The 25,326-nt window shown below is 64.3% G+C and carries 28 protein-coding genes and 1 riboswitch; of the genes, 21 read left to right on the top strand and 7 right to left on the bottom strand.

All coding sequences use genetic code 11. The features are described 5' to 3' along the window. From rsmB to spoVM, 7 genes are all read left to right on the top strand, one after another. The coding region (gene rsmB / locus H7C19_RS33190) for a 16S rRNA (cytosine(967)-C(5))-methyltransferase RsmB (RefSeq protein WP_281385099.1) at positions 1-1,416 on the top strand (1,416 nt) is incomplete at its 5' end. Positions 1,417-1,485: 69 nt separating this feature from the next. Then, positions 1,486-2,565 (top strand): dual-specificity RNA methyltransferase RlmN, encoded by a 1,080-nt coding sequence (gene rlmN / locus H7C19_RS33185; RefSeq protein ID WP_185673374.1) that lies wholly within the window; start codon positions 1,486-1,488, stop codon positions 2,563-2,565. Beyond that, a complete protein-coding gene (locus H7C19_RS33180) occupies positions 2,565-3,338 on the top strand; it encodes a Stp1/IreP family PP2C-type Ser/Thr phosphatase (RefSeq protein ID WP_185673379.1) in 774 nt (257 codons plus the stop codon). The genes rlmN and H7C19_RS33180 overlap by 1 nt, the downstream gene beginning before the upstream one ends. Further along, positions 3,335-5,401 carry a Stk1 family PASTA domain-containing Ser/Thr kinase gene (gene pknB, locus H7C19_RS33175; protein ID WP_185673373.1) on the top strand — a complete coding sequence of 689 codons (2,067 nt, stop codon included), beginning with the start codon at positions 3,335-3,337 and terminating at the stop codon, positions 5,399-5,401. The genes H7C19_RS33180 and pknB overlap by 4 nt, the downstream gene beginning before the upstream one ends. A gap of 19 nt (positions 5,402-5,420) precedes the next feature. Beyond that, complete coding sequence (rsgA, locus tag H7C19_RS33170; RefSeq protein ID WP_185673372.1) at positions 5,421-6,326, top strand: ribosome small subunit-dependent GTPase A; 906 nt, start codon at positions 5,421-5,423, stop codon at positions 6,324-6,326. Between the two features lie 3 nt (positions 6,327-6,329). Next, on the top strand, positions 6,330-6,989 hold the full coding sequence (gene rpe / locus H7C19_RS33165) for a ribulose-phosphate 3-epimerase (protein WP_185673371.1): 660 nt from the start codon (positions 6,330-6,332) through the stop codon (positions 6,987-6,989). Positions 6,990-7,127: 138 nt separating this feature from the next. Then, complete coding sequence (spoVM, locus tag H7C19_RS33160) at positions 7,128-7,208, top strand: stage V sporulation protein SpoVM (protein ID WP_010345573.1); 81 nt, start codon at positions 7,128-7,130, stop codon at positions 7,206-7,208. 165 nt (positions 7,209-7,373) lie between these two features. On the opposite strand, the gene rpmB is transcribed toward spoVM, so the two are convergent. Further along, positions 7,374-7,562, bottom strand: a complete 189-nt coding sequence (gene rpmB, locus H7C19_RS33155; RefSeq protein WP_185121791.1) for a 50S ribosomal protein L28 — start codon at positions 7,560-7,562, stop codon at positions 7,374-7,376. 684 nt (positions 7,563-8,246) lie between these two features. Between rpmB and H7C19_RS33150 the strand changes: the two genes are divergently transcribed. From H7C19_RS33150 to pdaA, 6 genes are all read left to right on the top strand, one after another. Beyond that, positions 8,247-8,606: an Asp23/Gls24 family envelope stress response protein gene (locus H7C19_RS33150; protein WP_185673370.1), complete on the top strand. Its 360-nt coding sequence runs from the start codon at positions 8,247-8,249 to the stop codon at positions 8,604-8,606. A 113-nt stretch (positions 8,607-8,719) separates the two neighbouring features. Next, positions 8,720-10,576 (top strand): fatty acid kinase ATP-binding subunit FakA, encoded by a 1,857-nt coding sequence (locus H7C19_RS33145; protein ID WP_185673369.1) that lies wholly within the window; start codon positions 8,720-8,722, stop codon positions 10,574-10,576. A gap of 22 nt (positions 10,577-10,598) precedes the next feature. Next, complete coding sequence (locus H7C19_RS33140) at positions 10,599-11,459, top strand: fatty acid kinase binding subunit FakB (RefSeq protein WP_185673368.1); 861 nt, start codon at positions 10,599-10,601, stop codon at positions 11,457-11,459. A gap of 38 nt (positions 11,460-11,497) precedes the next feature. Further along, a complete protein-coding gene (gene recG / locus H7C19_RS33135; protein WP_185673367.1) occupies positions 11,498-13,549 on the top strand; it encodes an ATP-dependent DNA helicase RecG in 2,052 nt (683 codons plus the stop codon). 258 nt (positions 13,550-13,807) lie between these two features. Continuing rightward, positions 13,808-14,095: a stage VI sporulation protein F gene (locus H7C19_RS33130; protein WP_185673366.1), complete on the top strand. Its 288-nt coding sequence runs from the start codon at positions 13,808-13,810 to the stop codon at positions 14,093-14,095. A gap of 424 nt (positions 14,096-14,519) precedes the next feature. Beyond that, complete coding sequence (gene pdaA, locus H7C19_RS33125) at positions 14,520-15,299, top strand: delta-lactam-biosynthetic de-N-acetylase (RefSeq protein ID WP_185673365.1); 780 nt, start codon at positions 14,520-14,522, stop codon at positions 15,297-15,299. On the opposite strand, the gene H7C19_RS33120 is transcribed toward pdaA, so the two are convergent. The 3 genes from H7C19_RS33120 to H7C19_RS33110 all read right to left on the bottom strand — a co-directional run bounded on the left by H7C19_RS33120 (position 15,296) and on the right by H7C19_RS33110 (position 17,534). Next, the gene (locus H7C19_RS33120; protein ID WP_185673364.1) at positions 15,296-16,000 is read right to left on the bottom strand and encodes an MBL fold metallo-hydrolase; all 705 of its coding nucleotides are present in this window, start codon (positions 15,998-16,000) and stop codon (positions 15,296-15,298) included. The genes pdaA and H7C19_RS33120 overlap by 4 nt on opposite strands. Positions 16,001-16,006: 6 nt before the next feature. Next, complete coding sequence (locus tag H7C19_RS33115) at positions 16,007-16,639, bottom strand: TetR/AcrR family transcriptional regulator (protein ID WP_185673363.1); 633 nt, start codon at positions 16,637-16,639, stop codon at positions 16,007-16,009. A 199-nt stretch (positions 16,640-16,838) separates the two neighbouring features. Then, a complete protein-coding gene (locus H7C19_RS33110; RefSeq protein WP_185673362.1) occupies positions 16,839-17,534 on the bottom strand; it encodes an SOS response-associated peptidase in 696 nt (231 codons plus the stop codon). A gap of 186 nt (positions 17,535-17,720) precedes the next feature. Between H7C19_RS33110 and H7C19_RS33105 the strand changes: the two genes are divergently transcribed. Genes H7C19_RS33105 through H7C19_RS33095 form a run of 3 tightly spaced genes read left to right on the top strand, consistent with a single transcriptional unit; the run spans position 17,721 to position 19,586 of the window. Continuing rightward, complete coding sequence (locus tag H7C19_RS33105) at positions 17,721-17,861, top strand: hypothetical protein (protein WP_185673361.1); 141 nt, start codon at positions 17,721-17,723, stop codon at positions 17,859-17,861. After that, positions 17,851-19,110 carry a DNA polymerase IV gene (locus H7C19_RS33100; RefSeq protein ID WP_185673360.1) on the top strand — a complete coding sequence of 420 codons (1,260 nt, stop codon included), beginning with the start codon at positions 17,851-17,853 and terminating at the stop codon, positions 19,108-19,110. Before H7C19_RS33105 ends, H7C19_RS33100 begins: the two co-directional genes overlap by 11 nt. Beyond that, a complete protein-coding gene (locus H7C19_RS33095; protein WP_185673359.1) occupies positions 19,107-19,586 on the top strand; it encodes a YhjD family protein in 480 nt (159 codons plus the stop codon). Before H7C19_RS33100 ends, H7C19_RS33095 begins: the two co-directional genes overlap by 4 nt. 221 nt (positions 19,587-19,807) lie before the next feature. On the opposite strand, the gene H7C19_RS33090 is transcribed toward H7C19_RS33095, so the two are convergent. Further along, positions 19,808-20,005, bottom strand: a complete 198-nt coding sequence (locus H7C19_RS33090) for a hypothetical protein (RefSeq protein ID WP_185673358.1) — start codon at positions 20,003-20,005, stop codon at positions 19,808-19,810. 230 nt (positions 20,006-20,235) lie between these two features. Continuing rightward, a riboswitch (TPP riboswitch) is annotated at positions 20,236-20,349 on the top strand. A gap of 102 nt (positions 20,350-20,451) precedes the next feature. Here H7C19_RS33090 and H7C19_RS33085 point away from each other — a divergent pair. From H7C19_RS33085 to H7C19_RS33065, 5 genes are all read left to right on the top strand, one after another. After that, positions 20,452-21,531, top strand: coding sequence for an ABC transporter substrate-binding protein (locus tag H7C19_RS33085; RefSeq protein ID WP_185673357.1), 1,080 nt, complete (start codon positions 20,452-20,454; stop codon positions 21,529-21,531). Between the two features lie 147 nt (positions 21,532-21,678). Next, positions 21,679-21,984 carry a thiamine-binding protein gene (locus H7C19_RS33080; protein WP_185673356.1) on the top strand — a complete coding sequence of 102 codons (306 nt, stop codon included), beginning with the start codon at positions 21,679-21,681 and terminating at the stop codon, positions 21,982-21,984. Beyond that, positions 21,974-22,762, top strand: a complete 789-nt coding sequence (locus H7C19_RS33075) for an ABC transporter permease (protein ID WP_185673355.1) — start codon at positions 21,974-21,976, stop codon at positions 22,760-22,762. Before H7C19_RS33080 ends, H7C19_RS33075 begins: the two co-directional genes overlap by 11 nt. Next, the gene (locus tag H7C19_RS33070) at positions 22,759-23,550 is read left to right on the top strand and encodes an ABC transporter ATP-binding protein (protein WP_185673354.1); all 792 of its coding nucleotides are present in this window, start codon (positions 22,759-22,761) and stop codon (positions 23,548-23,550) included. Before H7C19_RS33075 ends, H7C19_RS33070 begins: the two co-directional genes overlap by 4 nt. Beyond that, positions 23,540-24,331: a TatD family hydrolase gene (locus tag H7C19_RS33065; RefSeq protein ID WP_185673353.1), complete on the top strand. Its 792-nt coding sequence runs from the start codon at positions 23,540-23,542 to the stop codon at positions 24,329-24,331. Before H7C19_RS33070 ends, H7C19_RS33065 begins: the two co-directional genes overlap by 11 nt. A 75-nt stretch (positions 24,332-24,406) precedes the next feature. On the opposite strand, the gene H7C19_RS33060 is transcribed toward H7C19_RS33065, so the two are convergent. Continuing rightward, positions 24,407-24,601 (bottom strand): hypothetical protein, encoded by a 195-nt coding sequence (locus H7C19_RS33060; protein WP_185673352.1) that lies wholly within the window; start codon positions 24,599-24,601, stop codon positions 24,407-24,409. Between the two features lie 29 nt (positions 24,602-24,630). Next, positions 24,631-25,143 (bottom strand): CcdC protein domain-containing protein, encoded by a 513-nt coding sequence (locus tag H7C19_RS33055; RefSeq protein WP_185673351.1) that lies wholly within the window; start codon positions 25,141-25,143, stop codon positions 24,631-24,633. Positions 25,144-25,326: the final 183 nt, after the last annotated feature.

The raw sequence follows: 25,326 nt of genomic DNA, 5'->3' as shown, positions 1-25,326 counted from the left end.
GCGCCTGCGCCCGCGCCCGCTGGGCGCCCGGCGCCTGCGCCCGCTGCGCGCAAGCAGCCGGCCACCGCGCGCGAGGCGGCGCTCCAGGTGCTGCTCCGCGTGGAGCAGAAGGGCGCCTATAGCGGCCTCGAGCTGAATCGTACGCTGACGGACGCCGGGCTCTCCCGGGCCGACGCCGGTCTCGCGACCGAGCTCGTCTACGGGACGATTCAACGGCTGAGCACGATCGACCATGTGCTCGCCGCGCGCGTGAAGGGCTGGCCGGCCAAGGTCGAGCCTTGGGTGCGCTGCCTGCTGCGCATGAGCTACTACCAGCTGCGCTGGCTCGACCGCGTGCCCGCCCACGCCGTAACGGACGAGGCCGTCCGCATCGCGAAGCGGCGCGGGCATGCCGGCATCGCCGGCCTCGTCAACGGCGTGCTGCGCGGCCTGTTGCGCGAAGGCGTCGCGACCGCGCTGCCGCCGGATCTGCCGACGGCGGAGCGGATCGCGCTCGCCCACAGCTATCCGCGCTGGCTCGTCGAGCGCTGGCTCGCCGCCTACGGCGAAGCGGTCGCCGAAGCGATATGCGCGGCGGGCAACGCGCCGCCGCACGCCTCCGCCCGCGTCAACCGGGTCCGCGCGTCGCGGGAGACGCTGCTCGCGCGGATGGCCGAAGCCGGCTTGGACGCGAAGCCGTCTCCGCTGTCGGCCGACGGCATCGTGGCGTCGCGGGCGGGAAGCCTGGCGGCGACCCCGTGGTTCGCCGAAGGCCTGCTGTCGGTACAGGACGAGAGCTCGATGCTCGTCGCCGCCGTCTGCGATCCGCAGCCCGGCATGCGCGCGCTCGACTGCTGCGCCGCGCCGGGCGGCAAGTCGACGCACCTGGCGGAACGGATGGACGGACGAGGCGAAGTGATCGCCAACGACGTCCACGCCCACAAGGAGGCGCTCGTCCGGGAGCAGGCGGAGCGGCTTGGTCTCCGCAACGTCGCGACGATGGTCGGCGACGCGGAGACGCTCTCCGAACGTTTGCCGGCGCGTTCGATGGACGTCGTGCTGCTGGATGCGCCTTGCTCCGGGCTCGGCGTCATCCGCCGCAAGCCCGAGATCAAATGGAACAAGCAGCCCGAGGACATCGCGAGCCTGGCCGCCCTGCAGCGCAGGCTGCTGGCCTCGGCGGGCGATATGGTGAAGACGGGCGGCACGCTGGTGTACAGCACCTGCACGATCGCGCCGGAAGAGAACGAGGAGACGGTGCGCCATTTTCTCCGCGCGTTTCCGGATTTCGCGCTGGATCCGGCATGGCCGGAAGAGACGCTCGCGCCGCTGAACCAAGCCGGCGTCCTGCCGCAGCCGTTCGAAGGCATGCTCCAGCTGCTGCCGCAGCAATTCGGGAGCGACGGGTTTTTTATCGCCCGCATGCGACGCAAATAAGGCCGAACCTGCGAATCTTCTGCGGGAGGGGCGTTTATGGTAAAATAGAGCGAATGGTGGTGACTTCAATTGTTAAAAAACAAAGATTACGTTCCCGCCGACGGGAAGCCTTTCATTTATGACTATACGCTAGAGCAGCTGCAGAATTGGGTCAAGGAGCAGAGCGAGCCCGCTTTCCGCGCCGGCCAAATCTACGATTGGCTGTACGTGAAGCGCGTCGGCTCCTTCGAAGAGATGACGAACCTGCCCAAGCTGCTGCGCGAGAAGCTCGCGGCCGGCTTCAGCTTCGTCACGCTGACCGAGATCACCAAGCTGGAGTCCAAGGACGGAACCGTGAAGTTCCTGTTCGGTCTGGCGGACAACCATGCGATCGAGACGGTTATCATGCGCCACAATTACGGCAACAGCGTTTGCGTCACGACGCAGGTCGGCTGCCGGATCGGGTGCACCTTCTGCGCGTCCACGCTCGGCGGCCTGAAGCGCAACCTGACGGCCGGGGAGATCGTCGCCCAGGTCGTCAAGGCGCAGCAACTGCTCGACCCCGAAGGCGAGCGGGTATCCAGCATCGTCATCATGGGCTCGGGCGAGCCGTTCGAGAACTACGACGCGACGCTGACGTTCCTGCGGCAGATGACGCATCCGAAGGGACTGAACATCGGCCAGCGGCACATCACGGTATCGACCAGCGGCATCGTGCCGAACATGATCAAGTTCGCGGACGAGAACACGCAGATCAACCTCGCGATCTCGATCCACGCGCCGAACGACGCGCTGCGCTCGAAGCTGATGCCGGTCAACCGGCGCTACCCGTTCGAGGAAGTGATGGACGCGTGCCGCTACTATATCGAGAAGACGGGCCGCCGCATCACGTTCGAATACGCGCTGATCGGCAGCGTGAACGACCGTCCGGAGCATGCGGAGGAGCTGGCCAAGGTGCTCCAAGGCATGCTGTGCCACGTCAACCTGATTCCGGTCAACTACGTGCCCGAGCGCGATTACGTGCGGACGCCGAGAGACGACATCTTCGAGTTCCACCGCATCCTGGAGCGCAGAAACATTAACGCTACGATCCGGCGGGAACAAGGACACGATATCGCGGCGGCTTGCGGCCAGCTGCGGGCGAAGCATATGGAGACACAGGCGAGGTGATGCGTTTGAGAACGGCGCTTAGAAGCCACATTGGAAGAGTCCGTCAAGTGAACGAGGACCGGGCCTGGATCGGCACGGTGTCCGGCGGCTTGACGGCGGCGGCGGTTGCCGACGGCATGGGCGGCCACAACGCCGGGGACGTGGCGAGCACGATCGCCATCGACAGCTTGTCCCAATCGCTCTCCCTCTGGGACGCGGCATTGTCCGCCGAAGCGAGCGAGGGCAAGCTGCGGGAGCTGGTCCTGAAGGCGAATACCGCCGTATTCGAAGCGGCGGAGAGCCATGCGCAATACCACAACATGGGCACGACGGTCATCATCGCCCTGATCGACGAGAAGGACGGCTTGATCGGCCATATCGGCGACAGCCGCGTATACCGCGTGCGGGGCGGCGCGATCGAGCAGCTCACCGAGGATCATACGCTCGTGAACGAGCTCGCCAAGTCGGGGCAGCTAAGTCCCGAAGAGGCGGCGAACCACCCCCGCCGCAACGTCCTGATGCGCGCGCTCGGCACGGACCGGGACGTCGCGGTCGACGTGCTGCGGATCGAGATGCTGCCCGGCGATCGGCTGCTGCTGTGCAGCGACGGGCTCAGCAATCTCGTCGAGCGGGAGACGATCCTGGACACCTTGACCGCGACGGACATCGACCTGGACGAGGCGGCCGACCGGCTCATCGCGCTGGCGCTTGCCGCCGGCGGCTATGACAACGTGACCGTCGCCCTGATCGATTACGCATCTGCCGGCGCCGCGGCGGAAGGAGGGACCCCATGATCGGACATCTGCTCAGCGGACGCTACGAGATGGTGAGCCGCGTCGGCGGCGGCGGCATGGCTCTCGTCTACAAGGCGCGCGACATTCTGCTGAACCGGTTCGTGGCCGTCAAGGTTCTTCGGCAGCAGTTCATGCACGACGACGAATTCGTCCGGCGGTTCCGCCGCGAGGCGCAGGCCGCGGCTTCCCTGTCCCATCCGAACATCGTCAGCATCTACGACGTCGGCCAAGAGGAAGACACGCACTATATCATTATGGAATACGTCGACGGCGCCAACCTGAACGAGATCATCCGGGACCGCGCGCCGCTGCCGGCGGCGGAAGCGGTGCGCATCGCGAGCCAGATCTGCGACGCGCTCGACCATGCGCATCACAGCCAGATCATCCATCGCGATATTAAGCCTCATAACATCCTGATCGGCAACAACGGGCGGGTCAAAGTCACCGACTTCGGCATCGCGCGCGCCGTGACGTCCTCGACGATCACCCAGACGGGTTCGGTGGTCGGCTCGGTCCACTACTTTTCACCGGAGCATGCCAAAGGCGTGACGACCGGCGAGAAGTCCGACATCTACTCGCTCGGCATCGTGCTCTACCAGATGCTGACGGGCCGGTTGCCGTTCCTCGGCGAGAGCCCGATCAGCGTCGCGCTCAAGCATCTGCAGGAGCCGTTCGAGGAGCCGCGTCTCGTGAATCCGAGCATCCCGCAGAGCGTGGAGAACATCATCCTCCGGGCGATGCGGAAAAATCCGCAGGAGCGCTACAGCTCCGCCAAGGAGATGCTGGCGGACCTCGAGACGAGCCTGCAGCCGCAGCGGCTGAACGAGCCGCGGGCGCAATTCGGCGGCGACGCGGACGACGAAGAGCACACGCGCGTCATCCCGGCCATTCGGCCGAATATGGGCACGTCGGGCGACGAGACGATCGTGAAGAAGGGCTCGGAGGGCGAACGGTGGGACGAGCAGGAACCGGCGAAGCGGAAGAAGCGCTGGGTGCTGCCGACCGTCTTCGGGATTCTCGCGGCCGTGCTGATCGGCATTCTCGTCTGGGCGGTGTTCGCCCTTAAGGGCCAATTGAGCCCGTCGGACGTGCAGGTGCCGACCGTCGTCGGCGAGACGCTCGAAGCGGCGCGCGTGAAGCTCGAGGGAGCCGGGCTGAAGGTGGCCGATCCGGTCATCATGGAAGCCAGCGCCGAGGTGGAGGAGAACCACGTCATCCGGCAGTCCAAGCAGGATATGTCCGTCAAGGAAGGCTCTTCGGTCACGCTGACGGTGAGCACCGGACCGGAATTGCCGACCATGGAATCGCTGAAGGGCAAATCGTACAACGACGCCGTCGCGATCCTGAAGGGCCTCGGCCTGCCTGAGGGCAGCGTCAAGAAGGATGAAGCGTTCGACAATGAGAGCGAGCCGGGAACGGTGCTGGATCAAACGCCGCCCGCGGGCGAATTGTTCGATCCGGCCAAAGATACGGTCACGCTCACGGTCAGCAAGGGACCCGAGTCGTTCCCGATGCCGAATCTGATCGGCATGTCGCTCTCCGAAGCGAAGGCCGCGCTGCTCAAGAAAAACCTGAAGCTGCCGGACGACAAGATCATTCAGGAGCCGAGCTACGCGACCAAGGGCAAGGTGTTCAGGCAGTTCCCGGCCGAGCAGAACGAGACGGTGCAGGCGGGAACCGAGGTCACCATCTATATCAGCAGCGGCTATCCGGCGGACGCCAAGCAGAAGCCGATGAACGTGACCGTCTCCCCGGTCGAAGGGAAGACGAGCTCGATCAAGATCCTCGTCACCGACGCGCTAGGAGACAATCGCGTCGTCTGGGGACCGAAAAAGATCAGCGCCACGACGACGATCCCGGTCACGCTCGTGCTCTCGCCGGGCGAGCAAGGGCAAATTACGGTCTTCCGGGACGATCAGTACTACGACGCCATCCCGGTGCCGTACGACGACGTGCCGGCGATGACGCCCGAACCTACGCAGACGCCGGATCCCGGGACCGTAGAGAATCAAGACCTCAATGGCTTCACAGACCATGCGGACCAGGGGAACAACGGACAATGAGCAAAGGGGATTACCATACATGCCCGTAGGCACGATCGTAAAGGCGCTTAGCGGATATTACTACGTGCAGGGCGACGAAGGGGGCTCGAGGGTGCAGTGCCGCGCCCGGGGCATTTTCAAGAAGCGCGGCGAGTCGCCGCTCGTCGGCGATCGGGTCGCCTTCGCGGAGACGGAGAACGGCGAAGGCACGGTAGACGAGATCTTGCCTCGCTCCACGGCGCTCATCCGGCCGCCGGTGGCGAACGCGGACCTGGCGGTGCTCGTCTTCTCCGTCATTCGGCCCGAACTGAATCTGCAGCTGCTCGACAAATTTCTCGTGCATATCGAGCATGCGGGTCTGGACGCGCTGCTCGTGTTGACGAAGGCCGACGCTCTCGAGGGGGCGGACGAAGCGGAGCGCATCCGCGGCGACGTGGATGCGGCATGCCGGCTCTACGAATCGGTCGGCTACCGGGTGATCGTGACCAGCTCGCGTCGGCAGGACGGACTGGACCTGCTGCGCGCGGAGCTGCACGGCCACGTGAGCGTGTTCGCCGGCCAGTCCGGCGTCGGCAAGTCCTCCTTGCTCAACGCGCTCGTCCCCGGGCTCGCTTTGGAGACCAACGAGATTAGCGAGAAGCTGGGACGCGGGAAGCATACGACCCGCCACGTCGAGCTCGTGCAGGTTCCCGGCGGCGGCTTCGTGGCGGATACGCCGGGGTTCAGCCAACTGGACTTTCAGGAGCTAGGCGTGGAGGAGATCGGTTCGTGCTTCCGCGAATTCCGGGCGCTCGCGTCCGGCTGCAAGTTCCGCGGCTGCACGCACACCCATGAGCCGCATTGCGCCGTCCTTCAGGCGAGAGCGCGCGGGGAGATCGCGGAGAGCCGCTATCGGCACTACACGGAATTCATGACCGAATGGAAAGAGAAAGCACGGAGGTATTAGACGATGGCCATTATCGCACCTTCGATCCTGTCGGCCGACTTCGCCCGGCTCGGAGAAGAGATCCGAGACGCCGAGCGGGCCGGCGCGGACTGGATTCATATCGATATCATGGACGGGCAGTACGTCCCCAATCTGACGTTCGGTCCGCCGATCGTCGCGGCGATCCGTCCCTATACGGAACTTCCCTTCGACGTTCACCTGATGGTGCACACGCCGGAGCGGCTGTTTGCGGATCTGAAGGCGGCGGGCGCGAACCGGATCACCGTTCATGCCGAAGCTTGCGTGCATCTGCACCGGACGATTCACGCGATTCGGGAACTCGGGCTTGCCGCTGGCGTCGCCTTGAACCCGCATACGCCGCTGTCCGTGCTCGATTACGTGCTGGAGGATCTCGACCTGGTTCTGATCATGACGGTCAATCCGGGCTTCGGCGGACAATCTTTCATTCCCGCCATGCCGGACAAGATCCGAACGCTGCGCGAGACGCTGAACGCCAAAGGACTGTCCGCGACCCATATCGAGGTGGACGGGGGGATCAACGCGGAGACGGCGAAGCGGGTGACCGAGGCGGGCGCGAACGCGCTCGTCGCCGGCAACTACATCTTCGCGCAGTCCGACCGCGCCCAAGCGATCGCGGCGCTCAAGGCGGCGTCCGCGGTCTGAATTTTTCGCCGGCCCCTTCCGGTCTAGGACAACGCCTCGCCCGCATACACATGAATCAACGGCGCATGCGGGGTGGAGATGCGCGGCCGTATGCATGCGTGAGCGGCGAAGGCATTCGACCGGAGGAGGGTGGGGACGATGAAGTTTTACACCATCAAGCTGCCGAAGTTTTTGGGCGGATTCGTAAAAGCGATCTTGAACACGTTTCAGAAGAACTGACGCCTCCCGAGGGACCCGCGGTTCCCGGAGGCGCCGGCTTTGCCGGGAAGCCGCTTGCACGCATAAGCAAGCATGACCGATGGGCGAACGCAAACGCAGCACGACCATAACAAAAAGCACCTGGAGCTCCAGGTGCTTTTGTCATGCGCCGCGAACGCAGCGGAATTATACGCGGGTTACTTTGCCGGATTTCAGGGCGCGTGTGCTGACGTATACGCGCTTCGGCTTGCCGTTCACCAAAATGCGAACCTTCTGTACGTTGACGCCCCACGAACGCTTGTTGTGGTTGTTGGCGTGCGACACGTTGTTGCCGGAGCTCGGTTTCTTACCCGTGATATAACATTTGCGAGCCATTAAAATCCACCTCCCTACCAAGACCTTGCAGACACTTCTAATATCATAGCATACGGCCTAGAGCGTTGCAATCGGTTAAATCGGCTTCGCCGCGATGTTTTTATCGCGCATGCGAATCGTACGCGGATGGAGGAGACGGGCGAGGCGCCGTCAACCGGCTTCCGCGGCGGCATCTAAAGGGATGGCGCGGAAATGACGATAAAAACGGAAACGGCGCGATGCGACGAACGAAAACGCTGCCGGCAAGCCGAAGCCCCGTGCCCGTGACGCCTGCCGCCTTCCTCGCGATCCGCTGGGGCATCCGCGCCGACGGATCGCGAGGAAGGCGGAAAAGCGACCGCTGTTTGGCCGCAGGGATGCGGAGGGGTTCTTTGCCGTTGCCCGGCGTCGTATACTCCCATTATAGTAGAAGCGCGCCGAGCGATAGGCGGGGCGTCTCCGGGAGTCCCGGGCTCCCTCGGGTCCCTTCCCGCTCTTCGAAACGCCCCTTGCGCGTTTTTAAGAGGATGCCGTCGAGATTTTGGGAACGCGTGTTTGACCGCATCCTTTCTTATACGGTATCATTCTAACCAACCGGAATGTCTGCCTGAACCGCCGCCGGACTTCGCAACCGGATGAACTTGGGATCGCTTTATAGTACAATGAGGTATGGTCCATAATAGAACCATAAAGGAGTGAGTTTCCATGCCTATGCAACTGGCGACGGAAAACGGAAAGATCGATGTAGCCGACCAAGTGATCTCCGTCATCGCGGGATCGGCGGCGATGGATTGTTATGGACTGGTGGGCATGGCCTCCCGCAAGCAATTGAAAGACGGTATCGCCGAGCTGCTCGGCCGGGAGAACTTGTCTAAAGGGGTCGAAGTACGTCGCGAGGGCGAGGAGCTGCATCTCGACCTATACGTCATCGTGAGCTACGGCACGAAGATCTCGGAAGTGGCCCACAACATTCAATCCAAAGTCAAATACGTACTGGAAGAAGTCGTCGGACTCGCAGTCGATCACGTGAACATCTTCGTTCAGGGCGTACGCGTTATCCGCTAGGCACGACCGGACGCAACATCTACGGCAATTACTTTATCCGATCGCACCTTGGCCGATCGAGCGTTACGGAAGAGGTAACGCTTGATTACGCCTTCAAAAAGGGGACATTTTCATTGACGATGCGCAATTTGAACGGAACGGACTGGTCGGCGATGGTGCTGACCGGCGCGGAGCGGCTCTCGCACAACGCGGAGCTCATCAACGCGCTGAACGTGTTCCCGGTACCGGATGGGGACACGGGCACGAACATGAATTTGACGATGTCGGCCGGCGTGGCCGAATTGAAGAATAAACCTTCGGAGGAGATCGGCCGCGCGGCCGAAGTGCTCTCGAAGGGATTGCTCATGGGCGCGCGGGGCAACTCGGGGGTTATCCTCTCGCAGCTCTTCCGCGGATTCGCCCGAGCGGTCGCGGGACAGCGGGAACTCGGCGTGTCCGGGTTCGCCGCCGCTCTCCAACAGGGAGTTGATACCGCTTACAAAGCGGTCGTGAAGCCGGTGGAGGGCACGATCCTGACGGTGGCGCGCGAAGCCGCCCGCCACGGCCTGGCGATCTCCCGCAAGACGGAGGATCTGATCGAATGGATGACCGAGGTTCATGCCAAAGCCGCCGAGACGCTCGCGCGCACGCCCGACATGCTGCCGGTGCTGAAGCAGGTGGGCGTCGTCGATTCGGGCGGGCAAGGGCTCGTCTTCCTATATGAAGGCTTTGTGCAGTATTTGACCGTCGCTTGGCCGGGAAACGCGGGAACTTCGGCGTATCCGGCGTTCGCGTCTTCGGCAGCTCCCTTCGCCGCGCAGGCGCCCGTCGCGCCGGCGACGGCGGCGGCAACGGCCGCGGCCGCATCCGCGCCGCCATCCAGAGCCGCCGCCCAATCGAAGCTCGCGACGGAGTCGATCCGCTTCCCGTACGACATGGAATTTTTCATCCGCCGGCCTTCCGCGAACGCTCCGTTCCCGGAAGCCGCCTTCCGCAAGGCGCTGGAACGCGACGGCGACTCGATCATCCTGATCGCCGACGACGATATCGTCAAGGTTCACGTGCATTCCCGCCGTCCCGGCGACGTGCTGAACGCCGCCTTGACCTACGGGGAGCTCACGAACTTCCACATTCTCAACATGCAGGATCAGCATCGCGACCTGCTGCGCCCGGAGACGGAGTCCGGCAAGCCTGCCGCTTCCATCTATGCGGAGGAGCCGGAGGCGCTGGGGATCGAAGCCGCGTCCGGCATTCCGCCGCTGACCGAAGCGTTCGCCGGGGAGGCGTCCGCCCCGCCTGCGGAAGAGGCGCACCCGCTCGCGCACGAGATGGCGCCGTTCGGGGTCGTCGCGGTGAGCGTCGGGGAAGGCAACGCCGAGTTGTTCCGGAGCTTGGGCGTCGACGTCATCATCTCCGGCGGCCAGAGCATGAATCCGAGCACGGAGGATCTGATGCAGGCGATTCAGTCGCTCGCGGCCGAGCATATCTTCGTCCTCCCGAACAACCCGAACATTCTGCTCGCCGCCAAGCAGGCGCAGGAGCTCGCGGAGCGTCCGGTAACGGTGGTCCCGACCCGGAGCATCCCGCAGGGCATGGCCGCGATGCTGGTCTTCCAGGAGGAGCAGACGGCCGCGTTCAACGAGGACCGGATGGGCAAGGCGATCGAACGCGTGCTGTCCGGATCGGTCACCCAAGCGGTCCGCGATACCGTCATGGACGGGGTCGAGATTCGCGGGGGGCAGCACATCGGCATTCTCGACAAGAAGATCGTCGCCGCCGCGGACAGCGTCGTCGAAGCGACGCGCGCGCTGCTGTCGCAGATGATGTCTTCCGGCGAGGAGACGGTCATGGTGCTGGGCGGCGCCGACGCGAACGAGACGGACACGCAAGACGTGCTGGCCTGGCTCGCCGAGCGTTATCCGGACGCCGAAGTCGAGAGCCATGCAGGCGGTCAGCCCTTGTATCCGTATCTGATCTTGGTAGAGCAATGAGGAGAAAGGGAGGAGACCGCCCGTGAGCGAGATCGTTCTGGTAACGGACAGTACGGCGGATATTCCAAGCGAGATTCGGGAGCGCCTGGGCATCGAGATGGTGCCGCTTCAAGTGCTTTTCGGCGAAGAGAGTTATTTGGACAACGTAACGCTTTCGCCCGCGCAATTTTTCGAGAAATTAAAAGGCTTCGGCGGCATGCCGAAAACGTCGCAGCCTTCGCCGAACGACTTCCTGGCCGTGTTCCAGCGGCTTATCGCGGAAAGGAAGACGGTCATCTCGGTGCACCTGTCTTCCGCGTTCAGCGGCACGTACCAGTCGGCCCTGATCGCCCAGTCGATGCTGGAGGGCGAAGGCGACGTCACCGTGATCGATTCCAAATCGGCGTCCTACGGTTACGGCATGCTCGTCGTGAAGAGCGCCGAGCTTGCGAAGCAGGGGGCGTCCAAGGCCGAGATCGTCGCGGAGATCGCGCGGCTGCGCCGGGAGATGCGGCTCTACTTCCTGGTCGACACGCTCGAATACTTGCAGCGCGGCGGACGCATCGGCAAGGCGGCGGCGCTGTTCGGCACCTTGCTCAATATTAAGCCGATTCTGACGATCGGCGGCGATGGCGTCATCTATCCGGTGGACAAGGTCCGGGGGCAGAAGCGGGCGTTCGCGCGCATCATCGAGCTGATCGAAGCCGACTTCGGCGCAGGGCCCATCGATCTGATCGCCGTCGATACGCCGGGAGACACCCAAGCCGCCGATGAGCTGATCGAAGTGTTGAAAGGCAAGTTCGGCGTCCGGCAGTTCCATCGTTCGGAGATCGGCTCCGTGGTCGGTGCGCACACGGGGCCGGGAACAGTCGGCATATTTGTACTACCCGCGGGGTCGGTTTAACCAACCGGCGCCGAGCGGGGCGAGCGGAGCGGATTGACATGACTCAAGATTTGTTTGCCATCCCGATCGCGTCCATGAAAGGCGTGAGCGCTCCCAAAGCGGGAGAGCTTCACGCCTTGGGCGTTTCTACGGTCGGCGAGTTGATCGAATACTATCCCTTCCGGTACGAGGACTACCGGGTCCGGGCGCTGCACGAGGTCAAGGACGGGGAGAAGATCACCGTCCAAGGGACGATCGCGGCGCATCCTTCGCTGCAGCGGTTCGGCGGGAAGTCGCGCCTGATCTGCCGGGTGACCGTCGAAGGACTGCTGCTTACGGCGGTCTGGTTCAACCGCGCCTTCCTCAAGGAGCAGATGGAGGTCGGCCGGGACATCATCCTGACGGGCAAGTGGGATCAGCGCCGGCGTCAGCTGACCGTCGCGGAGTCGGAGTTCCCCGATCGCGGCGGCGGCCGTTCGGGCACGCTCCAGCCGGTCTACTCCGTCGCCGGCAGCCTGACTCAGGCTTGGATGCGGCAGAAGATCGACCGCGCGCTCGTCGAATACGGCGCGATGATCCCGGAGCTGCTGCCGGCCGAGCTGCTGAACCGGCACGATCTGATGCCGCGCCGGGAGGCGATTCTCCGCATTCACCGGCCGGAGAACACGCACGAAGGCCAGGAAGCCCGCCGGCGGATGGTGTACGAGGAGCTGTTCCTGTTCGAGCTGAAGCTGCAGGCTTACCGGGCCTTGAACCGGAAGGCGCCCGACGGCATCGCCCACAAGATCAGCGGCGAGGAGATTCGCGCTTTCGCGGCCGCGCTTCCGTTCGAGCTGACCGAGGGGCAGAAGCAGGTCATTAACGAGATTACGCACGACATGAAGCAGCCGTTCGCCATGAACCGGCTGCTGCAGGGAGACGTCGGCTCGGGCAAGACGGTCGTCGCCGCGGTCGCGCTGTACGCGACGGTCCGCCACGGCTGCCAGGGCGCGCTGATGGTGCCGACGGAGATTCTGGCCGAGCAGCACGCCCGTTCGCTCGGCCGGCTGTTCGAGCCGCACGGCATCCAGGCGGCGCTGCTCACCGGCAGCATGACCGACCGCAAGCGCCGGGACATTCTCGCCTCTCTGCAGATGGGGATGATCGACATCGTGATCGGCACGCACGCCCTGATCCAGGAGGACGTCTTCTTCCGCCGGCTGGGCCTGGTCGTGACGGACGAGCAGCACCGGTTCGGCGTGAACCAGCGCAGCGTGCTGCGCCGCAAGGGGCTGAATCCGGACGTGCTCATGATGACGGCGACGCCGATCCCCCGGACGCTCGCGATCACGGTGTTCGGCGACATGGACGTGTCGACGATCAAGGAGCGGCCGAAGGGGCGCAAGCCGATCAAGACCTATTGGGTCAAGCACGACAAGATGGACCGCGTGCTCGGCTTCATCCGGCGGGAGGCGGAGCTGGGCCGGCAGACGTTCTTCATCTGTCCGCTTATCGAGGAGTCGGAGAAGCTGGACGTCCAGAACGCCATCGACCTGCACATGACGCTGCGGCTGGCGCTGCCGGACCTGCAGATCGGCTTGCTGCACGGGCGGATGGCGTCAGCGGAGAAGGATGCGGCCATGTCGACGTTCGCGGCGGGGGAGACGACGGTACTCGTATCGACGACGGTCATCGAGGTCGGCGTGGACGTGCCGAACGCGACGCTCATGATCGTCATGGACGCGGACCGGTTCGGGCTGTCGCAGCTGCACCAGCTGCGGGGCCGGGTCGGCCGGAGCGACCATCAGTCCTACTGCGTGCTGATCGCCGACCCGAAGTCGGAGAACGGGCTCGAGCGGATGCAGGCGATGACCGACACCGACGACGGTTTCGAGATCGCGCGCCGCGACCTGGAGCTGCGGGGGCCCGGCGAGTTTTTCGGGACGAAGCAGAGCGGGGTGCCGGACTTCCGGCTCGCCAATCTGCTGAACGACTTCGCCGTGCTGGAGCAGGCGCGCGACGACGCGGCCGCGTTAACCGCGGAGCCCGCGTTTTGGTCCTCCCCGGCCTACGCCGGGCTGCGGGACCATCTGAAGCGCGAGGCGCTCGCCAGCGGGGAGCCGCTGGACTAGGCTGGGCATGGATAGGAACCCGTCCTGTTCAAAAAGCGGCGGGTGGGGTCGAACCCTCGCGCTGCCCGAATGCGGGTCCCTCCTGTCGGCAGCCATCGTCATCAAGCGACAAACCCGTTCGGCCGTTCCCGGCCGGCGGGTTTCTTTTTTGGAGCCCGCCTGTCGCTACGGATCAAATTCGCCGCCTGTCCGCAGGGACATTTCGCGCCCTCTCCGGCATAGGATAGGAGAAGAGTGCCCGAAGGGAAGTGAACCGCGATGAGCTGGCAGAAGTTCGGCATCAGGCCGGAGTTGGTAGAACGCGTGAAGTTCAAGATGAAGAACCCCGCCACCAAGGACAGGATCAAAGCGCAGCTCGAAGGCGTCAACAAGTACGATCTGCAGGATCGGGCGAAGGTCAAGCGCCTCGTCAAGTCGGCGGGTCGGATTCTGAACGAGCCGTTGACGGACGTGCAGGAAGATCAGTTGGTCAACTTCGTGATCGCCCAGAAGATCGATCCGAACAATACGCTGCACCTCATTCGTCTGTGGGCGATGTTCCGCTAAGCTCCGACGGGCGGCATGCGCCGTCCGTTCGGGCGGATCGGCCGCGATTCGTCAAGGTCGCGCGGCCTTGACGATTCGTCGCCGATGCCGTCGATCGGCCGAAGAACCGATCGAATGAACGACGACTGACCGAATGACCGCGAATCGGCCGAATGGCCAAATGACCGACCGAATGACCACCGACCGAAGAGCCGCTTTTTCCTGCCGGGCGCAGGGAGAGCGGCTCTGTTCGTCGTTGCCGGCGCGGCGTTTTCCGGAGGGGATCGGTACGTCCCGGCGCGGTCCGCCGGCCCTCTCGCGGGGGAGGCGGGTGCATAAGAATCCCAGCGCAGGTACACCCTACATCCGATCAAGACCTGTTCATTCGGCTGCAAGCGACCGGCCCTCTCGGATAGGAACATCTACAGCATAGGAGGGAAACGCGATGAAAAAAATCGTCATGCTGCTGACGATCCTCGCTTGGTTGTCGTGCAGCGCCGTCCCGGCCTTCGCGCAAGGCGCGGAGCCCTACCATTTCGGGTTCAAAAAGAGCAAGAACGGGCAGCTTCCCTCGATCGCCGAAGAAGGCTTCATGAGCGTCGTGCAGAAGCACCAAGCCATTTTTCTAGGGGACACCGCAAAAAAAGAACTCTATCTGACGTTCGATAACGGGTACGAGAACGGCTTTACGGCCGACATCCTCAATCTGCTCAAGGAAAAGCGCGTCCCGGCGGCGTTCTTCGTCACCGGCCACTACGTCCAGGATCAGCCGGAGCTGGTGAAGCGCATGGCCGGCGAAGGGCACATCGTCGGCAATCATTCCTGGAGCCATCCGGATATGACGCAGCTGTCCGCCGGCCAGATCAAGGACGAGCTGGAGAAAGTCCGGCTGGCGGTCGCCCGGGTCACCGGCCGGCAGGAGATGCCGTTCGTGCGTCCTCCGCGGGGCATTTTCGGCGACCGCATGCTGGGCGCCTGCCGGGAGCTCGGCTATACGAACGTGTTCTGGTCGGTCGCCTACAAAGACTGGGACGTGAAGCAGCAGAAGGGGATGGACTTCGCCTACAACAGCGTGATGAGCCAGCTTCACCCGGGCGCCGTCATCCTGCTTCATTCGGTCTCGAGCGACAACGCCCGCGCGTTAGGCAAGATCATCGACGCCGCCAGGCAGCAGGGCTACGAGTTCAAGAGCCTCCATCAAATGACGGTGAAAAGCTACCGTTAACGCGGCGGGCGAGCGCCGAGCTTTGCCTTCCCGGCGTGCGACTTCGCTTCCTTCGCGATGTATGCCTCCAATTGGTCGGCGGCGCGGAGGACTCCGCCGCCGTGGCAGACCTCCAGACGGACGGGCTTCAGCGTGCCGACGACGGCGCTGCTCCGCAGCACTTCCGTCATGTCCGGAGTGAAGAGAGGCTTGCGCAAGCGGCCCCGCCTCGAGGCGAACAAATCGCCGGCGAGCAGCACCCGGTCTTCCTCGTGGTAATATACGACGTGCCCGGGAGAATGCCCCGGCGTAAAATAAGGCGTCAGGCTGCCGATCGGGGACAGCTGTCCCGGATTCTCTTCGCGGAGCGCCACGGTCGCCCCCTTCGGTAGGACGGCGACGGTCCGCTTGCCCGCGCGGTAAGGGAGCTCCCCCTCGATATAGGGGATCTCGATCCGATGCGCGTGCACCGGAACCGGATTCGTTTCCAAGATCCGGGGCAATCCGCCCACGTGGTCCGCATGCCCGTGCGTCAATGCGATCTGCCGCAAGGGTCCTGCCTGGAGCTGTTCGATGCCTCTCAGGATGCCTTTCGCCATCATCGGAATCCCGGCGTCTACCAGGGTGATGCCGTCCTTGTCCTTCACAAGCCATACCTGGACGGGGATGATCATCCACAGCCGCAGGCTCCAGATATGATCCGAGATACGGGTCAGCTTCATTGGCGGTCAACCTCCATTCGTCATTTGGGCACGCATGCCGGCGAGCAGCACTGCAAAAGCCTCCTCGAACGTCGCGCCGAGTTCTTCTACCAGTGCCTGCACGGGCTCCTCGGCATGCGTGTAGGTGCTCACGATGCCGTGAAGCATATAGAAATACATCCGGCCGTAAGCCAACAAGCGGCGGTCTTGGGCCTCTATCCGCAGGCAGGCTTGCAGTTGGCGTCGAATCTGGCCGAACAGCGCGATCCGAAGTTCGTTAATCGCGAGCCCCGGCTCAGGGGTCTCTACGCTCGTGCTCTTAGTCAGGAAGAACAAGGCGTGCATCGTTTTGTTCTGCAGGCAAAATCGGATAAACGCCATGCTCATATCCTTGAGCTTGGATTCGGGCGACCCGTCGCTTTGGAGCAGGAAGGCGTCGAATTGATCCTTCAGCGCCGACAGCGAGGGCATCGAGAGCGCGTGCAGCAATTCCTCCTTGTCTTTAAAGTAAATGTAGATGGTCGTGTGGGAACAGCCTGCTTCCTTGGCGATTTCTCTCATCGTGACGGCTTCGTATCCGCGTTCGGCGAACCGCTTGCCCGCGGCGGACAAGATCGCTTGCTTCGTCTCCTCCGAGCGGAGTTTCTGACGGGTGGGCATGCGGCGCGCTCCTTTCGTCTCAATTAGTAACCAATGGTCATATTATAACCGATGGTTACTAACAGTCAATCGCATTTTTTCGTCCGATCGAATTTCTCGCCAAATAGGCTTTCCCGACCCCTTCGATGGGTGGGGCGAGAAAGCCATTTTGGCATGCGGGGCAAGAGGTTGCCCGAGATCGAAAGAAGGCGCATGGCCGTCAGAAAAGCGTCCCTTGCCCGCTTCCGCCCACCGGCGCCATGCAAGCCGGGTCGTCGTTGGCGACGTTGCCGACGCGGGGGTCGACTTCGTAAGCCGCCATCTCGCCCGCGGGATACGGGACGAGCAAGGGGAGGAGCGGCGCGGGGTCCTGGATGCGGCGGTCCAGCCAGCGCGCCTCGTCCTCCGGGCGGAGGATGACCGGCATCCGGTCGTGGATGTCCGCCATCAGCGCGTTCGGCGATGTCGTCAGCACCGCGCACGTGTGCAGCTTGGACCCGTCGGGCGCGACCCAGGTCTCGTAGAGCGCCGCGAGGCTGAACAGGCCGCCGCCGCGCAGGCCGATCCGCATCGGCCGCTTGCCGTCCGCGGTCTTCCGCCATTCGTAGAAGCCGTCCGCCGGGATCAGGCAGCGCTTGCTCCGGAGCGCGTTCCGGAAGGCCGGGCGCTCCGGCGCCGTCTCGGCCCGGGCGTTGATCATCTTGTTCCCGACCTTCGGGTCGTCGGCCCAGGGCGGGACGAGCCCCCACTTCAGTTCGCCCAGCCGGTTGCGGCGCCCGTCGCTCACGACGGCGGGGACGAGCTGTCCCGGCGCCACGTTGTAGCGGGGCCCGCGATAGGACGAAGATTCCTCGTCCAGGAAGTAGCGCGCGATCAGCTCTTCGAGCAGGATCGTAATCGTATAGCGTCCGCACATGAGAAGAAATGCCTCCTTTGCCGGCTTGTCCGTGCCTGTTCGCCTTTTCCCCATTATAACGCACGCGGACGCCTTCGCGGAGGCGGAGGAATCTGGGCGGCGAACCGGAATATTTTGACCCTTGCAAGGGAACAATTGTTCGTATTAAGATAAGAACAAACGTTCGATAAAAAGGGAGGCGACTTCATGCCGTTGGACACTTATACGCGCGGCTGGAGCGGCGCAATGAACAGCACGAGCCCGGGCGGCGTCCCGGGGCGGAAGAGGTCGGCCCCCCGAACGGCCGGCGGGATCCGCGCGCGGCGGGTGATGCGCCATGGCGCCTGAACGAAGCATTTTCCTCATCGACGGCCAGTCGTTCTACGCTTCGGTCGAGAAGGCGGCCCGTCCCGATCTGCACGACAAGCCGGTGGCCGTCGGAGATCCCGCCCGGAAGTCGGGCATCATCCTGGCGGCCTGCCCGATCGCGAAGGCCCGCGGCGTCACGACGGCGGAGCGGGTCGGGGAGGCGCTCGCCAAGTGCCCCGATCTCGTCGTCATTCGGCCGCGGATGCAGACGTACATTTCCATTTCCTTGCTGATCACCGAGATCTACGAGTCGGTCACGGATCAAGTCGAGCCCTACAGCATCGACGAGCAGTTCCTCGACATTACGGGCTCCATCTCTTCCTACGGTTCGCCCGAAGAGATCGCCCGCCAGCTTCAGACCCATGTCCAGGTGTCGACGGGGGTGTGGTCCCGCGTCGGGATCGGCCCGACGAAAATTCTGGCGAAGATGGCGACGGACAACTTCGCGAAGAAGCGGCCGGACGGCATCTTCGCGCTGCCCTTCGACCGGCTGGAGGCCGACCTCTGGCCGCTGCCGGTGCATCAGATGTTCATGGTGGGCTCCCGCATGACGCGCCACTTCACGCGGATGGGCCTCGCCAAGATCGGGGACATCGCCCGCCTGGAGCTCGGCGAGTTCAAGCGGCGCATGCGCCGGGAGATGCGCAAGCAGAGCGACATTCAGGCGGAATATTACTGGCAGACGGCGAGGGGCATCGATCCCAGTCCGGTCGTGCCGGGCATCCGCAACAAGCTGAAGTCCGTCGGTCACGGCAAGGCGCTGCGCAGCCACCTGTACCGCAAGCTCGAGGACATCGAGGTGGTGCTGCTGGAACTCGTGGTGGAGGTGTGCCGCCGCAGCCGGCGCCACGGCTATATGGGGCGCGTCGTAGCCGTGGCGGCTGCCGAGACGGACGGGGAACGTTCGTCCTGGTTCAGCCGGCAGGCGACGCTCCCTCAGCCGAGCTCGCTGACGCACGAGATCGCGGCCGCCGCGCACAAGCTGTTCGTCGAGCATTGGACGGGGCTGCCGGTCGGCCGGCTCAGCATTACGCTGACGGAGCTGTCGGATGACGACGTCCTGCAGCTCACCTTGTTCGAGGACCGTTCCGCCGCCTACCGGATGGAGAAGGCGACCGACGTCATCAAGGACCGCTACGGGAGCGACGCTCTCATGCGGGCCTCCTCCCTGCTCCGATCCGGCGTCGCCCGGGAACGGGCCGCGCAGATCGGGGGCCACTACAAGTGAGCAAACTCCAGGGGAACGGGCGCTGGCAGTCGAAGATGCTGCTCACGGAGCATCAGGAGCAGTACGAAGGACGGGGCGAGACGGCGAAGAAGAGCGGCCACCCGACGCCCGAGGAGCTGACGCTGATCCGCGATTACGTGCTGCTGCCGCATATGATGACGATGGTGCAAAAGGGCATCGACGACATGCGGAATTCCACGGGCGTCCTGAAGCGCTTGTACCTGCTGTCCGCCCAAGTGCTGATGAATCACATTAGCCGGGACCTGTACGAACTGCGCAGGGAGCTGAGCAGGCGGAGCATCCGCATCGTCGGCGACGAGCAGGTGGACCTGGTCGTGTACCACCGGTACATCTGCCGGGGTTACGAGGAGCGCCTCGGCATCGTCCGCGAGGTGATGCGGGCGGAGATCAGCGTCCGGCTGGCCAAATATATGGGGGAGATCTCCAGGCTGCTTCAGGAGCCGCCTCCCACCTGACCGGAAACGCGAAGAAGGCTGCCCGAGGGCAGCCTTCTTCTGCATCTATGGGCGCTTGCAACGCAAGCGGCGGAACGCATGGACGGGAGTCGCCCCAAAGCGCCCGGGAGCGCAAGGACGGAGCTGCCGCAAGCATGGGCGGGAGTCGCCGAGAGGCGCCTGGGAGAGCGCCGGGTCGCCTTCCGGGGGCGGCGCGAACGGCAGCCCCGCCGCGCCGCTCCTCAGGAGACATGGCGCGGCACCGTCCGGACGGCCAGAATCCGGTCCGCGTCGAACGAGCGGGGCGCGCGTTTGTTCACGTCCCAACCTAGCACCCGGCCGCCTTGGATGCGGCGCACTTGAACGATCCGCTGCGTGATTCGCCCTTGACGGTCCAGATAGATCATCTCGACGGTCCGGCCGACGTATCTCTCCGGCATGGCTTCGCCTCCCGAAAATAGGAACATCTGTTCTTAAATCATACTACGAACAATTGTTCCCCTACAAGAGCGAAAATATTCCTGCGCGTCCCGTTCGGGCAGGAAAAAGTCCGCGTTCGGCCGGTCGGACGAAGCTGCGGAGGCGGACCTCGGCCGCAAGAAAGGGTAGACAGGTCGGAAACTTCTGCTATAATGAGAATCGATATCAAGGACCACTGAAACGACAATCGAACAAACCCCGGGGGAGCTGGATAAGGCCGGCTGAGAGTGCATCCCGTACGACGATGCAGACCCTTGTACCTGATCTGGTTAATGCCAGCGTAGGAAGGCGGGAGCGCGCGAGTTATTTTCGCGTCATTTTGTCCATGCTTGTATTTGGACGCCCTCCGTTCCGGGGGGCGTTTTTCATTGTCGATTCGGCAGGGGGACCAGAGAGGGAGAGGCAGATGGCAGGACAAGCAAAAGCGTGGCGCAACAAAGGAATAGCGGCGGTAACGGCGCTGCTCCTCTTGGCGGGTTGCGGCGGCAACGGGAATGAAGGGGGAGAGAACGGGGGCGGCTCCGCGGCGGCTTCGCCGAGCGCGACGGCCTCCGCATCGGGGCAGGCTTCGCCGGAAGGGGCCAAGGATCTGGGCAAGGTGAAGGTCGTGCTGGATTGGACGCCGAACACGAACCACACGGGTCTGTACGTGGCGGAGGCGCAGGAGCTGTGGAAGAAGCGCGGACTCGACGTCGAGATCGTCCAGCCGCCGGAGAGCGGCGCCGATCAGATGGTCGCGAGCGGCGCGGCGGCATTCGGCGTAGGCGCGCAGGAAGGGCTGACGCTGGCGCGGGAGCAGGACATCCCGATCGTGTCGCTGGCGGCGATCATCCAGCACAACACGTCGGGCTTCGCTTCCCCCGCGGACAAGAACATCAAGGAGCCGAAGGACTTCGACGGCCATACGTACGGCGGCTGGGGCTCTCCGGCCGAGGAGGCCGTCATCGGCTCGATGATGAAGGGGCAGGGCGCGGACGCGAAGAAGGTGAAGTTCGTCAACGCGGGCACGGCCGATTTCTTCACCGCCATCCAGAAGGACATCGACTTCGAGTGGATCTTCTACGCCTGGACCGGCATCGAGGCCGAGCAGCGCGGCATCAAGCTGAACATGGTGTACTTGTCCGACTTCGACAAGAAGCTGGATTACTACACGCCGGTGCTGACGACGAGCGAGAAGATGATCAAGGACAAACCCGACGCTGTGCGGGCGTTCGTGGAAGGCGCGGCGGAAGGATATCAGTACGCGATCGACCATCCGGACGAAGCGGCCGATATCCTGCTCAAGGCGAATCCCGACCTGAACGCGGACCTCGTCAAGGCGAGCCAGAGATGGCTCAGCCCGAAGTACAAGGACGACGCGCCGCGCTGGGGCGAGCAAAAGCGGGAGGTATGGTCCGGCTACGCCGAGTTCCTGAAAACGAACGGCCTGCTGACCAAGGATCTCGACTACGACGCGATGTTCACGAACGAATTCCTGCCGCAGTAAGGAAGAACGACCGTCCGGCGGAGGAGGGGAAACCCGGAATCACGGCCGAACCAGGGGTTCGCCGAGCCGCCGGTTAGCGCCGTGCAGCTCGGCGAGCCCGATCCATCTACCACCAACCAACGCGACTGATCGAGGAGGAATTTTTCCATGGCACAAGCTTTGTTAAGCGTTCAAATTCTGCCGAAGCCGGCTCAGCCGGGCGACGATACGCACCTGTACGTCGATCGCGCGATCGAGATCATCAAATCCTCCGGCGTCTCCTACCGCGTAGGGCCGCTCGAGACGACGATGGAGGGCGACTTCGACCAGCTGCTCGACATTCTGAAGCAGATGAACCTGGCGATGTTCGAGCTCGGCAGCCCGTCCGTCCTCTCGCAGGTCAAGCTGCTCGTAGACGGAGGCGACAACGCCTCGATGGCGCGACTCTTGCAGAAGTACCCCGATGGCAAGTAACGCGTGGCGCAAAACGCTCCTGCCGGCCGGCACGCTGATCGGGCTGCTCCTGCTCTGGCAAGCGTGCTGCATGGCGTTCGACATCGCCCGCTACACGCTGCCCGCGCCGTGGGACATCGCCCGCCGGATGGCCGAAGACGGCCCCCGCCTCCTGGATCAGACCTGGTCGACGCTGCGGCTGGCGCTGAAAGGGATCGGGCTCGGCATCGCGCTCGGCATCGGTTCCGCCATCGTCTTTCATCTGATTCCCGGCGTGCGGTCGGCTTTATCCCCGATCATCATCATCACGCAGAACATCCCGCTGATCGCGCTCGGGCCGCTGCTCATCATCTGGTTCGGCTTCGGCCTCCTGCCGAAGCTGATCCTCCTCGCGCTCGTCTGCTACTTCCCGATCGCCTGGTCGATGCTGGCGGGTCTCGGGCAGGCGGAGCCTCATCTGCGGGAGTATCTCGCGATGATCGGCGCGAGCCGCCTCGAGGTGCTGCGGCGCCTGGAGCTGCCCGCTTCGCTGCCTTACTTGTTCTCGGGATTGAAGATCACGGCCACCTACAGCATCACGTCCGCGATCGTGGCCGAATGGCTGGGGGCGAGCGAGGGAATCGGGCATTACCTCGTCTTGAAATCGAAAGGCTATGACACGACAAGCGTCTTCGCGGCGATCGTCTGCATCGTGACGCTGAGTCTCGCGTTCTACGGGCTGGCCGTGCTGCTGGAGCGGCTCGCGATCCGCTGGCGTCCCGGCCGGCCGGCCGCGGCGGAAGGAGGGAAGGCGTCATGAACGACAGCGTTGCGCCCGGGAAGCTGGTGCTGGCAGGCATCCGCAAGCGCTACGTCCGGGAAGGCCGGCTCTATCCCGTGCTGGACGGCATCTCGCTGACCGTCGGCGAAGGAGAGTTCGTCACGCTGCTCGGTCCTTCGGGCAGCGGCAAGTCGACGCTGTTCCGGCTGATCGGCGGCGTCGAGCGACCCGACGAGGGACGCATCTCGATCGGCGGGAAGGAGACGACCGGCCGGCGCGGGCAGATCAGCTACATGCCGCAGCAGGCGTCGTTGTTCCCGTGGCTGTCGGTGGCCGCAAACATCTCGTCGGCGCTCGTCACCGCCGGCATCGAACGCCGGCGGGCGGCGGCGTTGGCGGAGGAGTGGCTCGAACGGATCGGCCTCGGCGACGTCGCGGGCGCCTATCCGCACGTGCTGTCCGGCGGCATGCAGCAGCGCGTGTCGTTCCTGCGGGCGCTGCTCATGCCGCGCGGGGTCATGTGCCTCGACGAACCGTTCGCGGCGCTGGACGCCCTCACGCGGGCGGAGATGCAGACTTGGCTCCTGCGGCTGTGGGAGGAGGAGCGGCGCTCCGTCCTGTTCGTCACGCACAGCATCGAGGAAGCGCTGACGTTGTCGGACCGCATCTACGTGCTGTCGCCCGCGCCCGCGCGCGTGCTGCGGGAGATCGAGGTCCCGTTCGCCCGTCCGCGGCGCGCGGACGTGTGGACGGAGCCCGACTTCGTGGAGCTCAAGCAGGAAGTGCTCGGGCTGTTGGCCCGGAGGGGCGCGGCCCATGGCGTATGACGCGCACCTGCATCTCGACGGCTATCCGGAGGCGCGACGGGAATCGCTGCTCGCCGAAGCGTTCGCGGCGGGCGTCGCGGGCGTCGTCGCCGTGTCGATGGACGCCTCCTCGTGCGCGGTGAACCGGGCGTGGGCGAGCCGCCATCCCGGCCGGGTGATGCCCGCCTACGGCCATCATCCGGAGCAGTCCGCGCTTAACGAAGCGGCGCTGGACGCGCTGTGCGCCTGGATCCGCGCGCGCGACGCGGTCGGAGAGCCCTTCGCCATCGGCGAGGTCGGGCTGCCCTACTATACGCGGACGGAGGCGGAAGAACGGGGAGAAGCCTTCGACGAGGCGCCGTACGTGCGGCAGTTGGACCGCTTCGCCGCGCTGGCGGCGGAGCTGGACCGTCCCATCGCGCTGCACGCCGTGTACGAAGACGCCGACAAGGCGCTGGACATCCTCGCGCGCCGCGGCGTCCGCCGGGCGCACTTTCACTGGTTCAAGGGCAGCCCGGCGACGGTCGCGCGGCTCATCGCGGAAGGCTACTACGTCTCGGTGACGCCGGACGTCGCCTACGAGCAGGAGATTCGGACGCTGGCGTCCGTCGTGCCGCTCGACCGGCTGATGGCCGAGACCGACGGACCGTGGCCGTTCGAGGGACCTTACGCCGGGCGGGAGACGCATCCGGCCATGACGGCGGACGTGGCCGCCGAGATTGCCCGGCTGAGAGGCCTGACGACCGAGGCGGTCGGCCGGATCTTGGACGCGAACGCGCGGGCGTTCTACGGGTTCGAATAGGCGAGAAGACGTCAAAGAGGCTGGCCGGTCGGGAAGGGATCTCCCCGCGATCGGTCAGCCTCTTGGCGTTCGGTCTCAGCCGTGGTAGCTGCCGAGGGGCTCGTTCAGCACCCATTCGAGCAGCAGCATCTGCTCGTCCAGGCGCTCCGCCAGCGTCTGCAACTGCGCCTGTTCCGTCTCGCCCGCAGCGCCGGACCGCTTCGCGTCCAGCGCTTGCTTGCGGGCGGCCAGCTCGTTGTATTTGCGTTTGACTTGATCTGCCGTTCTCACGACCCGCGCTCCTCTCCGGCCATGCGGCGTTAGCCGCCGATGTTCTTGCGTCCCGCGCGAAGCACGTAGACGTAGTAACCGACGTAATAGGCGATCAGCACGAAAAAGATCGCGGCCGTCAACGGATCCCGCGAGAACTGCTGAAAGTCGTTCGGGTCGTTCGAGGCGACGGCCGGGGCGCTTCTCGCGAGGATGAGGAAGCGGTAGGCGATTCGGCCGATGAACAGCGCGATGACGACCGATTCGATGACGACGTGCGTCCGGTAATGCAATTCCGCGCCCCGCATCTCGAAGCGGCTGTGGCGGATCGCGAACCAGGCGAGAACCCCGCCGCAGGCGATGCCTGCCGCATCCGCGGCCAGCACGACCGGGTGCAGGAAGCCGAGCGCGATCAGGAGAACGCCGATGACCGAGAAGATGCCGATCCGTACGCGCAGGCGGCGAGGGCGGTACGGCTGGAAGCCGACCGTGCGGCGGACGCGCCGGTACATGAAGAAAGCGACGAGGGCCAGCGGAAGCGCGATTTGCCCGAGGTTATGCATCGATGACGACCCTTTCTGCGGAGAGCGTGATTGCTATAGTGTACCACAATTTTGGAGGGAGCCGGCACATTCTGCGCCAAGCGAAAGAGAGGGGGCGGCTGGTTCATCTCCAGCTTTTGGCGTATAGTAGGGGGGAGAAAGGCCGCTCGCGAGAGCGGTTATTTGGTCATACGGCATGTATGC

The organism is Cohnella nanjingensis, assembly GCF_014212125.1.
Classification (GTDB): Bacteria; Bacillota; Bacilli; order Paenibacillales; family Paenibacillaceae; genus Cohnella; species Cohnella nanjingensis.
Note: the sequence above shows the minus strand (reverse complement) of the source record. Positions and strands in the feature narration are given on the sequence as shown.